This window comes from Pseudomonas sp. H1_G08 (assembly GCF_054681355.1).
Genome location: NZ_CP162822.1, coordinates 3,839,269 through 3,852,766 on the forward strand (window position 1 = coordinate 3,839,269; position 13,498 = coordinate 3,852,766).

At 60.7% G+C, this 13,498-nt stretch carries 9 protein-coding genes; all 9 read left to right on the top strand.

What is annotated here, in order from left to right; genetic code table 11:
* Positions 1-27 precede the first annotated feature (27 nt).
* The 9 genes from AB4N85_RS17410 (at position 28) to acs (ending at position 13,479) form a co-directional block, all read left to right on the top strand.
* Positions 28-204 carry a hypothetical protein gene (locus AB4N85_RS17410; protein WP_003176118.1) on the top strand — a complete coding sequence of 59 codons (177 nt, stop codon included), beginning with the start codon at positions 28-30 and terminating at the stop codon, positions 202-204.
* Positions 188-3,142 (top strand): sensor histidine kinase, encoded by a 2,955-nt coding sequence (locus AB4N85_RS17415; RefSeq protein WP_460065216.1) that lies wholly within the window; start codon positions 188-190, stop codon positions 3,140-3,142. The genes AB4N85_RS17410 and AB4N85_RS17415 overlap by 17 nt, the downstream gene beginning before the upstream one ends.
* Before the next feature lie 22 nt (positions 3,143-3,164).
* Positions 3,165-4,601 (top strand): sigma-54-dependent transcriptional regulator, encoded by a 1,437-nt coding sequence (locus tag AB4N85_RS17420; protein WP_039761623.1) that lies wholly within the window; start codon positions 3,165-3,167, stop codon positions 4,599-4,601.
* A gap of 733 nt (positions 4,602-5,334) precedes the next feature.
* Positions 5,335-6,735 (top strand): polynucleotide adenylyltransferase PcnB, encoded by a 1,401-nt coding sequence (locus tag AB4N85_RS17425; RefSeq protein WP_177434229.1) that lies wholly within the window; start codon positions 5,335-5,337, stop codon positions 6,733-6,735.
* Positions 6,736-6,738: 3 nt separating this feature from the next.
* Entirely contained in the window at positions 6,739-7,224 is a 486-nt protein-coding gene (folK, locus tag AB4N85_RS17430; protein WP_310220213.1) for a 2-amino-4-hydroxy-6-hydroxymethyldihydropteridine diphosphokinase, read from the top strand.
* 436 nt (positions 7,225-7,660) lie between these two features.
* A complete protein-coding gene (gene panB / locus AB4N85_RS17435) occupies positions 7,661-8,461 on the top strand; it encodes a 3-methyl-2-oxobutanoate hydroxymethyltransferase (protein WP_150638516.1) in 801 nt (266 codons plus the stop codon).
* Positions 8,458-9,318 carry a pantoate--beta-alanine ligase gene (gene panC / locus AB4N85_RS17440; protein ID WP_460065222.1) on the top strand — a complete coding sequence of 287 codons (861 nt, stop codon included), beginning with the start codon at positions 8,458-8,460 and terminating at the stop codon, positions 9,316-9,318. Before panB ends, panC begins: the two co-directional genes overlap by 4 nt.
* Positions 9,319-9,676: 358 nt before the next feature.
* Entirely contained in the window at positions 9,677-11,341 is a 1,665-nt protein-coding gene (pgi, locus tag AB4N85_RS17445; protein ID WP_016773160.1) for a glucose-6-phosphate isomerase, read from the top strand.
* A gap of 200 nt (positions 11,342-11,541) precedes the next feature.
* The gene (gene acs, locus AB4N85_RS17450; RefSeq protein ID WP_460065225.1) at positions 11,542-13,479 is read left to right on the top strand and encodes an acetate--CoA ligase; all 1,938 of its coding nucleotides are present in this window, start codon (positions 11,542-11,544) and stop codon (positions 13,477-13,479) included.
* Positions 13,480-13,498 lie beyond the last annotated feature (19 nt).

The window sequence follows — 13,498 nt, forward strand, 5'->3', positions numbered from 1 at the left end:
GCACGCGCATAAAAAAGAGAGGCCGGGATGTACATCTATCGCTTGGTCCTGCTTTTGGTCGTCGGGATCTACCTGTTCTCCCCCGCCATCATGGATTGGTGGATCGACGCGACGGGCGCCTGGTATCGCCCTTATCTGCTCTGGCTGATCCTGATTGTCGTGACCTTCATCCTGCAGAGCCAAAAAGATGCCGATGAGCTTTAGCCTGACCCAGATGATCCTGATCAGCGCCGCGTACCTGGCGGCGCTGTTCGGCGTTGCCTGGGTCAGCGAACGGGGCATGATCCCGCGCGCGATCATTCGCCACCCATTGACCTACACCCTGTCGCTGGGGGTTTACGCCAGTGCCTGGGCGTTCTACGGCACGGTGGGCCTGGCCTATCAGTACGGTTACGGCTTTCTGTCCAGCTATCTCGGCGTGTCCGGTGCATTTCTGCTGGCGCCGGTGCTGCTCTATCCGATCCTGAAGATCACCCGCACCTATCAACTGTCGTCGCTGGCCGACCTGTTTGCCTTCCGCTTTCGCAGCACCTGGGCCGGCGCGCTGACCACGATTTTCATGCTGATTGGCGTCTTGCCATTGCTTGCCCTGCAGATTCAGGCAGTGGCCGACTCGATCGGCATCCTCACCGGCGAACGCGTGCAGAGCCGCGTGGCGCTGGCGTTCTGTGCGCTGATCATTCTGTTCACGATTTTCTTCGGTTCCCGGCATATCGCCACGCGCGAGAAACACGAAGGGCTGGTGTTCGCGATTGCCTTTGAGTCGATCATCAAACTGATCGCCCTCGGCGGCGTTGGCCTGTATGCGCTGTATGGTGTGTTCGACGGCCCGCAACAGCTCGAACTGTGGCTGCTGCAAAACCAGACGGCCCTCGCCGCCCTGCACACGCCGTTGCAGGAAGGCCCGTGGCGCACGCTGCTGCTGGTGTTCTTCGCCTCGGCGATCGTGATGCCGCACATGTATCACATGACCTTTACGGAAAACCTCAACCCGCGCTCGCTGGTCAGCGCCAGTTGGGGCCTGCCGCTGTTTCTGCTGCTGATGAGTCTCGCCGTACCGCTGATTCTCTGGGCAGGCCTGAAACTCGGCGCCACCACCGACCCGGAATATTTCACCCTCGGCATCGGCATTGCCGCCAACAGCAAACCGCTGGCCTTGCTCGCCTACGTCGGTGGCCTGTCCGCCGCCAGTGGCCTGATCATCGTCACCACCCTGGCCTTGTCGGGCATGGCGCTGAACCATCTGGTGCTGCCGCTCTATCAGCCGCCGGCCGAAGGCAACATCTACCGCTGGCTGAAATGGACCCGTCGGGCGCTGATCGTGGCGATCATCATGGCCGGTTTCGGTTTCTACCTGATGCTCGGCGTCGAACAGGATCTGGCCAACCTCGGCATCGTCGCGTTCGTTGCGACCCTGCAATTTCTGCCCGGGGTGTTGTCGGTGCTGTACTGGCCGACCGCCAACCGCCGCGGTTTCATTGCCGGTCTGCTGGCGGGGATCACGGTCTGGGTGGTGACCATGCTGCTGCCGCTGGTCGGCAATCTGCAGGGTTTCTATATCCCGCTGCTGAACATGATCTACGTGCTCGACGACACCAGTTGGCACATGGCGGCCATCGCCTCGCTGGCCGCCAACGTGTTGATGTTCACCCTGATCTCGCTGTTCACCAACGCCAGCCCGGAAGAAGCCAGCGCCGCCGAAGCCTGCGCCGTGGACAACGTGCGCCGCCCGCAACGCCGCGAACTGCACGCCGCTTCGCCGCAGGAGTTCGCCACGCAACTGGCCAAGCCGCTGGGTGCCAAGGCCGCGCAGAAGGAGGTCGAGCAAGCGCTGCGCGACTTGTATCTGCCCTTCGATGAACGCCGGCCGTATGCCTTGCGCCGGTTGCGCGACCGCATCGAGGCCAACCTGTCCGGCCTGATGGGTCCGAGCGTTGCGCAGGACATGGTGGAAACCTTCCTGCCCTACAAGGCTGGCGGCGAAAACTACGTCACCGAAGACATTCACTTCATTGAAAGCCGTCTCGAGGATTACCACTCGCGCCTCACCGGCCTGGCCGCCGAACTCGACGCCCTGCGCCGCTACCACCGCCAGACCTTGCAGGAACTGCCGATGGGCGTCTGCTCGCTGGCCAAGGATCAGGAGATCCTGATGTGGAACAAGGCCATGGAAGAGCTGACCGGCATCGCTGCGCAGCGAGTGGTCGGTTCGCGTCTGAGTACCATCGCCAACCCGTGGAAAGAGCTGCTGCAAGGCTTCATCAACCTGCCCGACGAGCATTTGCACAAACAGCATCTGGCCCTCGATGGTCAGACCCGCTGGCTGAATCTGCACAAAGCGGCAATCGACGAGCCGTTGGCCCCGGGTAACAGTGGCCTGGTGTTACTGGTCGAGGATTTGACCGAAACGCAGATGCTCGAAGATAAACTGGTGCATTCCGAACGGCTGGCCAGCATCGGTCGACTCGCAGCGGGTGTGGCCCACGAAATCGGCAACCCGATCACCGGCATCGCCTGCCTGGCGCAGAACCTGCGCGAAGAGCGCGAAGACGACGGCGAGCTGACGGAAATCAGCGGGCAGATTCTCGAGCAGACCAAACGCGTCTCGCGCATCGTCCAGTCGCTGATGAGCTTCGCCCATGCCGGCAGTCATCAGCACAACGACGAACCGGTGTGTCTGGCCGAAGTCGCGCAGGATGCCATCGGCCTGCTGGCGCTGAACCGGCGCAATTTCGAAGTGCAGTTCTACAACCTGTGCGATCCCGATCATTGGGTCGAAGGCGACCCGCAACGGCTCGCCCAGGTGCTGATCAATCTGCTCTCCAACGCCCGCGACGCCTCGCCGCCGCACAGTGCGGTACGGGTCAAGAGCGAAGCCGGCGAACACACGGTCGATCTGATCGTCGAAGACGAAGGCAGCGGTATTCCGTCGAGCATCATGGACCGATTGTTCGAACCTTTCTTCACCACCAAGGATCCGGGTGAAGGCACCGGTCTGGGCCTTGCACTGGTCTATTCCATCGTTGAAGAGCATTATGGACAAATCACCATCGACAGCCCGGCTGATGTAAAAAGCCAACGCGGCACCCGTATCCGGGTGACCTTACCGCGTCATGTCGAAGCGACGTCCGCTGTGAACTGAGACCGTCGAGAGTATCGAATCAATGCCGCACATTTTGATCGTCGAAGACGAAACCATTATCCGCTCCGCCTTGCGCCGCCTGCTGGAACGCAACCAGTACCAGGTCAGCGAAGCCGGATCAGTGCAGGAAGCACAAGAACGCTTCACCATTCCTACGTTCGATCTGATCGTCAGCGACCTGCGCCTGCCGGGCGCTCCGGGCACCGAGCTGATCAAGCTCGGCCAGGGCACACCGGTGCTGATCATGACCAGTTACGCCAGCCTGCGCTCGGCGGTCGACTCGATGAAAATGGGCGCAGTCGATTACATCGCCAAGCCGTTCGACCACGATGAAATGCTCCAGGCGGTTGCGCGGATCCTGCGTGATCGTCAGTCGGCGCCAGCTGCCGGCGAAGCCACGGCGAGCAAGCCTGCCGCCGGCAATGGCAAAGCCGCTGTGGATAACAGCAATGGTGAAATTGGCATCATCGGCTCCTGCCCGCCGATGCAGGACCTGTACAGCAAGATCCGCAAAGTCGCGCCAACCGATTCCAATGTATTGATTCAGGGTGAGTCCGGCACCGGTAAAGAACTGGTGGCCCGCGCCCTGCACAATCTGTCGAAACGCGCCAAGGCGCCGATGATCTCGGTGAACTGCGCGGCGATTCCGGAAAGCCTGATCGAGTCCGAACTGTTCGGCCACGAGAAAGGCGCGTTCACCGGCGCCAGCGCCGGTCGCGCCGGTCTGGTCGAAGCGGCGGACGGCGGCACCCTGTTCCTCGATGAGATCGGCGAACTGCCCCTCGAAGCCCAGGCTCGCTTGCTGCGGGTTCTGCAGGAGGGCGAGATCCGCCGCGTAGGTTCGGTGCAGTCGCAGAAAGTCGATGTGCGCCTGATCGCTGCAACGCACCGCGATCTGAAGAGCCTGGCGAAAATCGGCCAGTTCCGTGAAGACCTTTATTACCGTCTGCACGTGATTGCCCTGAAGCTGCCGCCGCTGCGCGAGCGTGGCGCCGACGTCAACGAAATCGCCAATGCCTTCCTCGCTCGCCAGAGCGCGCGGATCAATCGCACCGACCTGAAATTCGCTGCCGACGCTGAACAGGCGATCCGGCACTATTCGTGGCCCGGTAACGTGCGTGAGCTGGAGAACGCTGTCGAGCGCGCGGTGATTCTCAGCGAAAGCCCGGAGATTTCGGCCGACCTGCTGGGCATCGACATCGAGCTGAGCGATCTGGAAGACGACGAGTTCATCGGTCTGCCGCCGCAAACCGGCGGTAACGCCAGCAACAGCAGCCATGAGCCGACCGAGGATCTGTCGCTGGAAGACTATTTCCAGCACTTCGTCCTCGAGCATCAGGACCACATGACCGAGACCGAACTGGCACGCAAACTGGGCGTCAGCCGCAAATGCCTGTGGGAACGCCGCCAGCGTCTGGGCATTCCACGACGCAAGACCGGGGTCGCCAGCGAAAGCTGAGCGTTACCCACCGCGTGCGCGGGTAACGCATGACAATGTGAAAAAACTGTTACCGCAGTCGATTCACGTAACAGAAGCCGGGGTTATCGGTAACGAAACCCCGGCTTTTTTTCGCCCCTGCAAAACGGTTATATCGACCTAACCCCTTGTTTTACTGGGCTTGGCAAAAGTTGGCACGCACCCTGCTATATGTTTGGTACAAGAACAATAACAAGCAATGCACAAGACAATAAAAATAAGACGAATCGACTCACGCACAATAAAAACAAGACGGCGAGAGGCGCAGCTAACTGATTCTTTTGGAGAGGCGTTGTATTTGGGGCTTGCCCCACGACCAGGCCGAGAACAACAAAAACTGTCCTAAGACAGAGCCTGTACTGGTTGGATCGACAGATCACTGCAATTCAGCGACCAAAGCAATCCGTTTGCTCTTGGCTCCCGATTGGGAGGGTCACGAAGGAAACGCTTCGTGGCGAGGGCACTCAACAAAAACAAGAAGCCCGAATCAATAATAAAAAGAGCACGCAACTACTTCTTGGGGAGCTTCGGCTCCCCTTGTAGTTTCTCCCCTCCGTGAAATTCCCCCGTTTTCCTCGCTGGACCCTTGTAGCTTGGGGCTTGCAGCTCATATCTGCCGCGTCCTACACCATCCCCCGACTAAATGCTAGAATCTGCGCCCATCATGCGGTCATTCTTTTGGTATGGCCGAACATTCCTTCAAACAGTGCATCCCATGCTGAAGAAGCTGTTCCAGTCATTCCGAACTCCCGTGCGTCGTACGCAACACATCCGCAGCACCCCTGAAGTGCTCAACAGCGGCCAACATTCGCTGCAGAAAACGCAGTTCAGCCGCTATGCGGTGAATATCGTCGAACGCCTGCAAGGTGCCGGTTACCAGGCTTATCTGGTCGGTGGTTGCGTGCGTGACATGCTGTTGGGCATCACGCCCAAGGATTTCGACGTCGCCACCAGCGCCACCCCCGAGCAGGTCCGTGCCGAATTCCGCAATGCGCGGATCATCGGTCGCCGGTTCAAACTGGTGCACATCCATTTCGGTCGCGAAATCATTGAAGTCGCGACCTTCCGCGCCAATCACCCGGTCAACGAAGACGAGGAAGACAGCAACCAGTCTTCGCGCAACGAGAGCGGGCGGATTCTGCGCGACAACGTCTACGGCACCCTGGAAGAAGACGCGCAACGCCGCGACTTCACCATCAATGCTCTGTATTACGATCCGGTCAGCGAGCGCATTCTCGATTATGCCAATGGCGTGCACGACATCCGCAATCACCTGATCCGTCTGATCGGCGACCCGAAGCAGCGTTACCAGGAAGATCCGGTGCGCATGCTGCGGGCCGTGCGTTTTGCCGCCAAGCTCAACTTCGGCATCGAGAAGCACACCGTGCAGCCGATCCGTGAGCTGGCGCCGATGCTGCGCGAGATTCCTTCGGCGCGGCTGTTCGAAGAAGTGCTCAAGCTGTTCCTCTCCGGGCACGGCGCGATCACCTTTGAAATGCTGGTCGATCTGCAACTGTTCGCCCCGCTGTTCCCGGCCAGTGCCGAAGCGCTGGAATACAATCCGGAATACACCCACACCTTGATCAGCGAAGCGCTGACCAACACCGACCTGCGCATCAAGCAGAACAAACCGGTGACCCCGGCGTTCCTGTTTGCCGCCCTGCTCTGGCCGGCACTGCCGGCCCGCGTGTTGCGTCTGCAGGAACGTGGCATGCCGCCGATTCCGGCGATGCAGGAAGCCGCTCACGAGCTGATTGCCGAACAGTGCCAGCGCATCGCGATTCCGAAGCGCTTCACCATGCCGATCCGCGAAATCTGGGACATGCAGGAACGCCTGCCACGGCGCAGTGGCAAACGCGCCGATCTGTTGCTGGACAACCCGCGCTTCCGCGCCGGCTACGATTTCCTCCTGCTGCGTGAAAGCGCCGGCGAGGAGACCGATGGCCTCGGCGAATGGTGGACCGATTATCAGGACGCCAACGACAGCGAGCGTCGCGACATGATCCGCGACCTCAGCGGCAAGGGTGACGATACCAGCGGCGCGCCACGCAAACGTCGCCGCAGCGGCGGTTCCAAGCGCAAGCGCGCCGGCGCCTCGAGCGCGACGGGCGAGTAAGCGATGGAACGCATCTACATTGGTCTGGGCAGCAACCTCGCTGACCCGGCCGACCAGTTGCGCAGCGCCATCGCGGCGCTGGGGCAATTGCCGCAGACGAGTCTTGCCGGCGTTTCAGCCTTTTATCAAAGCGATTCACTGTTGCCGGGCCAGCCGCGCTACACCAACGCTGTCGCCGCCCTCGACAGCTCGCTCGCACCGATCGAGTTGCTCGACGCCTTGCAGGCGATCGAAAACGCTCAGGGCCGCGAACGTCTGGAACGCTGGGGGCCACGCACCCTGGATCTGGATATTCTGCTGTTCGGCGATCGCCTGATCGACGAGCCACGGCTGAAAGTCCCGCATTACCAGATTCAGGAGCGGGCGTTCGTTCTCTATCCCCTCGCTGAACTGGCACCGCAGGATCTGCGTCTCGCCGATGGCCGCACGCTGACAGACCTGCTGGCCGCCTGCCCGTTCGTCGGCCTCGAACGCATCTCCCAGCCCTGACAAAAATCTTCTGTGAAATGTGGTTATGTGGCGAGGGGATTTATCCCCGCTGGACTGCGAAGCAGGCCCAAATCTGACCAAGCCGTATACAAACATGGGGCCGCTCCGCGACCCAACGGGGATAAATCCCCTCGCCACAGGTCACCTGCCAATCTCCAGTTTTTGTCAGACAAAAATCCCCCCAATCAGGCCCGCCAAGCCGCTGAATCGCATCAGTAACGCCGGTAACACCGCCCGCGTAACAAGGCGGTAACACACGCAATTGACTTCCTGTTGGCTCATCACGACTATAGGCGTCCCGCTGCCGCCAACCCGGCATGAACGGGCGCAATCCAGGCCTTTCAAAGCACGACACAAGACCGTGCGCCTGAGTAGATGAAGAATCACGCGCGTGACTCGCAGCAGTTTCCAGAGCGCCTGAACGAGGATTTTTTACATGCCAGCCATCACCCTGACCACGCTCCAGAGCCTCAAGCAGAAAGGTGAAAAAATCACCATGCTGACCTGCTATGACGCGACCTTCGCCCATGCCTGCAATGAGGCCGGTGTCGAAGTGCTGCTGGTCGGCGACTCCCTCGGCATGGTCCTGCAGGGGCACGACAGCACCCTGCCAGTGACCACGGCGGAAATGGCCTATCACGTCGCCAGCGTCAAGCGTGGCAATGGCGATGCCCTGATCCTCGCCGACCTGCCGTTCATGGCCAACGCCACCCTCGAACAGACCATGAACAACAGCGCCATGCTGATGCAGGCCGGTGCGCACATGGTCAAGGTCGAAGGTCAGCTGTGGCTGGCGGAGTCGATCCGTCTGCTCGCCGAACGTGGAGTGCCGGTGTGCGCGCACATGGGCCTGACGCCGCAAGCAGTGAACATTCTCGGTGGCTATAAAGTGCAGGGCCGCAATGAGAACCAGGCGCGGCAGATGCGTGCCGATGCGATCGCGCTGGAGCAGGCCGGTGCGGCCATGCTGTTGCTCGAGTGCGTGCCGAGCGAACTGGCGGCAGAAATCAGCCAGGCAGTGGGCATTCCGGTGATCGGCATCGGTGCCGGCAACGCTACCGACGGCCAGGTGCTGGTATTGCACGACATGCTCGGCCTGTCGATCAGCGGCCGCGTACCCAAATTCGTCAAGAACTTCATGCAAGGTCAGGACAGCATCCAGGCCGCGCTGAAGGCTTACGTCAGTGAAGTCAAAGCCACCACGTTTCCCGGCATCGAACACGGATTCTCTGCATGAACACCGTCAAAACCGTACGCGAACTGCGTGCCGCCGTCGCCCGCGCGCGCAGTGAAGGCAAGCGCATCGGCTTCGTGCCGACCATGGGCAACCTGCACAGCGGCCACGTCGCATTGATCACCAAGGCTACGCAGCGAGTGGATTTCGTGGTCGCGAGTATTTTCGTCAACCCGCTGCAATTCGGCGCCGGCGAAGACCTCGACAAATACCCGCGCACTCTCGCCGCCGATCAGGAAAAGCTCCTCGAAGCCGGTTGCGACCTGCTGTTCGCGCCGACGGTTGAAGAGATGTACCCGGACGGCATGGCCGGGCAAACCCGGGTCAGCGTGCCGCAATTGTCCGAAGGCCTGTGTGGTGCCAGCCGTCCGGGGCACTTCGAAGGTGTGGCGACCGTAGTCAGCAAGCTGTTCAACATGGTCCAACCGGACCTGGCGATCTTCGGCCAGAAGGATTACCAGCAACTGGCGGTGATCCGCGCACTGGTGCATGACCTGAACATGCCGATCCAGATCATCGGCGAGCCAACCGTGCGTGCAGCGGACGGTCTGGCGCTGTCGTCGCGCAACGGCTTCCTCAATGAAGATCAGCGCGCCGTGGCACCGGTGGTGTATCGCGTGCTGAGCAGCATTGCCGAAGCGATCAAGCAAGGTGAGCGTGATTACCCGGCGCTGATCGCTGCGCAGTTGCAGGTGCTGGAATCAGCGGGGCTGCGTCCGGATTATCTGGAAATCCGTCATGGTCTGACCTTGCGTCCGGCGACGGCGGAGGATCGCGATCTGGTGATTCTGGTAGCGGCGTTTCTCGGCACCACGCGGTTGATCGACAACCTGCACCTGAATCTCGATAGCCCGGTTTAAGCAGCAACGAATTTCCCTGTGGGAGCGAGCCTGCTCGCCAAGGCGGTGTATCAGCGACTTATAAGTTGCCTGACACCACGCCTTCGCGAGCAAGCTCGCTCCCACATGTGTTTTCGGTGCATGCCGGTTGGGCGAAAGTCTTCCGGGCACCTCCGTTTGTCGGCCAGATTCCTCTGCGGATGTTAAAAAAGTACAGGGATCTGGTCAGACAAAGTCAAGACAGAACGCAGCGCGAGGTTTACTGTATTCGCCCTGTGTCCAGATCTCGTGTCGACGCAGTTGATCCCATGCGCTAAAACTCGTGGTTGATCTGTACCGTGTTCAAAAGGCCGTTCAAGTAAAAAGGAAAACCGCAGCGATGGCGTACTACCGCACTCCTCACGACGTTACCGCTCTGCCCGCCTGGCAAGCGTTGAAAGACCACCGCCAAGCCATGCAGGATTTCAGCATGCGCGAAGCCTTCAACGCCGATCCGCAGCGTTTCAATCAGTTCACCCTCAGCAGCTGCGGTCTGTTTCTCGATTATTCGAAGAATTTGATCAACGCCGAGACCCGCAACCTGCTCGTGGGCCTGGCCAATGAAGTCGATCTGAAGGGCGCGATCAAAGCGCTGTTCGACGGCGAAATCGTCAATGCCTCCGAAGGCCGCCCGGCACTGCACACCGCCCTGCGCCGCCCGGTCGGCGACAAATTGTCGGTCAACGGCGTCAACGTGATGCCGGAAGTGCACAAGGTGCTGAACCAGATCACCGATCTGGTCGGCCGCATTCACGATGGCTTGTGGCGCGGTTACACCGAGAAGCCGATCACCGACGTGGTCAACATCGGTATCGGTGGTTCGTTCCTCGGTCCTGAGCTGGTGTCCGAAGCACTGCTGTCCTACGCGCAGAAAGGCGTACGTTGCCACTATCTGGCAAACATCGACGGCAGCGAGTTCCATGAGCTGACGCAGAAACTGCGCGCCGAGACCACGCTGTTCATCGTTTCGTCGAAGTCGTTCAACACCCTCGAAACGTTGAAAAACGCACAGGCCGCCCGCGCCTGGTACCTGGCGCAGGGCGGTTCCGAAGCCGAGCTGTATCGCCACTTCATCGCTGTGTCGAGCAATAACGCCGCAGCGGTGGCCTTCGGTATCCGCGAAGAAAACATCTTCCCGATGTGGGACTGGGTCGGCGGGCGTTACTCGCTGTGGTCGGCCATCGGTTTGCCGATCGCACTGGCCATCGGCATGTCCAACTTCAAGGAACTGCTGTCCGGTGCCTACACCATGGACCAGCATTTCCAGACCGCGCCGTTCGAACAGAACATGCCGGTGCTGCTGGCCCTGCTCGGCGTCTGGTACGGCAACTTCTGGGGTGCGCAAAGCCACGCGATCCTGCCGTACGACCACTACCTGCGCAACATCACCAAGCACTTGCAACAGCTGGACATGGAGTCCAACGGCAAGAGCGTGCGTCAGGACGGCACCTCGGTGTCGACCGATACCGGCCCGGTGATCTGGGGCGGCGTCGGCTGCAATGGTCAGCACGCTTATCACCAGTTGCTGCACCAGGGCACCCAACTGATCCCGGCCGACTTCATCGTGCCGATCGTCAGCTTCAACCCGGTTTCCGATCATCACCAGTGGCTGTACGCCAACTGCCTGTCGCAGAGCCAGGCGCTGATGCTCGGCAAGACCCTGCCGGAAGCCGAAGCCGAACTGCGCGACAAAGGCATGGGCGAAGACGACGTGCGCAAACTGGCGCCGCACAAGGTGATCCCGGGCAATCGTCCGAGCAACACCTTGGTAGTCGAACGCATCAGCCCGCGTCGCCTTGGCGCCCTGGTGGCGATGTATGAGCACAAAGTGTTCGTGCAAAGCGTGGTCTGGGGCATCAACGCCTTCGACCAGTGGGGTGTGGAACTGGGCAAGGAATTGGGCAAAGGCGTCTACAACCGCTTGGTCGGCAGCGACGAGACCGTGGCTGACGATGCCTCGACTCAAGGCCTGATCAACTACTTCCGTGGGCGTCATCGCGGCTGATAAAAGCCTTCCGGCACAACGCTGTTCCCCTGTGGGAGCGAGCCTGCTCGCGAAATCGGTGCGTCATTCAACAGTGTGTTGACTGACACTCCGCCTTCGCAAACAGGCTCGCTCCCACAGTTGTTTTGGCGCATGACTTGAACCTGTGCAGCGCTCGGCGCATCTTTATTCGTGTCGCACCACAAGAATAAGGAACCGTCATGTTCGATATCAGCACGTTCCCCAAAGCCGATGCCGTGCGCCAGGCCGCTCAGTTGAGCCAGGACGAGTATCGGCGCCTGTACCGCGAATCGATTGAACACCCCAGCGCCTTCTGGGCCGAGCAGGCCACGCGTTTCCTCGACTGGAGCACGCCGTGGCAGACCGTTCAGCGCTATGACCTGAAAACCGGAGAAGCCGCCTGGTTTGCCGGCGGCAAGCTCAACGTCAGCTACAACTGCATCGACCGTCACCTCAAGCAACGCGGCGAGCAGACCGCCCTGCTCTGGGAAGGCGACGATCCTGCCGAATCGGCGCAGATCACTTACAAAAAACTCCATCACCACGTCTGCCGTTTGGCCAACGTGCTGAAAAGCCGTGGCGTAAAGAAAGGCGACCGGGTGTGCATCTACATGCCGATGATCCCCGAAGCCGCCTACGCCATGCTCGCCTGCGTGCGAATCGGCGCGATTCATTCGGTGGTGTTCGGCGGATTTTCCCCGGATTCCCTGCGTGATCGAATTCTCGACGCCGACTGCCGTACCGTGATCACCGCCGATGAAGGCGTGCGCGGCGGCCGCTTCGTGCCGCTGAAAAACAACGTCGACAAAGCCCTGCAAAGTTGCCCGAACGTCAGCACCGTGGTGGTGGTAGAGCGCACTCAGGGCCAGGTCGACTGGGTCGAGGGCCGTGACCTGTGGTACCACCAGGCGGTGCGCGAGGTCAGCGACGACTGCCCGCCGGAACCGATGGACGCCGAAGATCCGCTGTTCATCCTCTACACCTCCGGCAGCACCGGCAAACCCAAAGGCGTGCTGCACACTACCGGCGGCTATCTGCTGCAAGCGGCGATGACCTTCAAGTACGTGCTGGATTACCGCGACGGCGAAGTGTTCTGGTGCACCGCCGACGTCGGCTGGGTCACCGGCCACAGTTACATCGTCTACGGGCCGCTGGCCAACGGTGCGACCACACTGATGTTCGAAGGCGTGCCGAGCTACCCGAGCAGTTCGCGCTTCTGGCAGGTCATCGACAAGCACAAGGTCAACATTTTCTACACAGCACCCACCGCCCTGCGCGCGCTGATGCGCGAAGGCGCCGGACCATTGAAGGAAACTTCGCGCGCCAGCCTCAGATTGCTCGGCAGCGTCGGTGAGCCGATCAACCCGGAAGCGTGGGAATGGTATTTCAATGCTGTCGGTGAACAGCGCTGCCCGATCGTCGACACCTGGTGGCAGACCGAAACCGGCGGCATCATGCTCAGCCCGCTGGTCAGCGCCCAACGGATCAAACCCGGCTGCGCGACGCAACCGATGTTCGGCGTGCAACCGGTATTGCTTGACGAAGCCGGCAAGGAAATCAAAGGCGCCGGCAGCGGCGTGCTGGCGATCAAATCCAGCTGGCCGGCGCAGATTCGCAGCGTCTACGGCGATCCGCAGCGGATGATCGACACCTACTTCAAACCCTACCCCGGCTATTACTTCACTGGCGACGGCGCCCGCCGCGACGAGGACGGCGATTACTGGATTACCGGACGCATCGACGATGTGATCAACGTCTCCGGCCACCGCATCGGCACCGCCGAAGTGGAGAGCGCCCTGGTGCTGCACGACAGCATCGCCGAAGCCGCCGTGGTCGGTTATCCCCACGACGTCAAAGGCCAGGGCATCTACGCATTCGTGACGCCAATGAACGGCACCGAGGCCAACGAAGAGCTGAAGAAAGACCTGCTGGCGCATGTCAGCAAGGAGATCGGCAGCTTCGCCAAACCGGACCTGATCCAGTGGGCGCCGGCGCTGCCAAAGACCCGTTCGGGCAAGATCATGCGGCGTATTCTGCGCAAGATTGCCTGCAATGAGCTCGACAGCCTTGGCGATACTTCGACGCTGGCTGATCCAAGTGTGGTGCAGGACCTCGTTGATAAACGTTTGAATCAATAGCTTCGCGAGCAGGCTCGCT

Excerpts from the sequence above, each read along its gene's own strand:
- AB4N85_RS17410 (WP_003176118.1), top strand. The coding sequence starts at position 28 with ATGTACATCTATCGCTTGGTCCTGCTTTTGGTCGTCGGGATCTACCTG.
- AB4N85_RS17415 (WP_460065216.1), top strand. The coding sequence starts at position 188 with ATGCCGATGAGCTTTAGCCTGACCCAGATGATCCTGATCAGCGCCGCG.
- AB4N85_RS17420 (WP_039761623.1), top strand. The coding sequence starts at position 3,165 with ATGCCGCACATTTTGATCGTCGAAGACGAAACCATTATCCGCTCCGCC.
- AB4N85_RS17425 (WP_177434229.1), top strand. The coding sequence starts at position 5,335 with ATGCTGAAGAAGCTGTTCCAGTCATTCCGAACTCCCGTGCGTCGTACG.
- folK (WP_310220213.1), top strand. The coding sequence starts at position 6,739 with ATGGAACGCATCTACATTGGTCTGGGCAGCAACCTCGCTGACCCGGCC.
- panB (WP_150638516.1), top strand. The coding sequence starts at position 7,661 with ATGCCAGCCATCACCCTGACCACGCTCCAGAGCCTCAAGCAGAAAGGT.
- panC (WP_460065222.1), top strand. The coding sequence starts at position 8,458 with ATGAACACCGTCAAAACCGTACGCGAACTGCGTGCCGCCGTCGCCCGC.
- pgi (WP_016773160.1), top strand. The coding sequence starts at position 9,677 with ATGGCGTACTACCGCACTCCTCACGACGTTACCGCTCTGCCCGCCTGG.
- acs (WP_460065225.1), top strand. The coding sequence starts at position 11,542 with ATGTTCGATATCAGCACGTTCCCCAAAGCCGATGCCGTGCGCCAGGCC.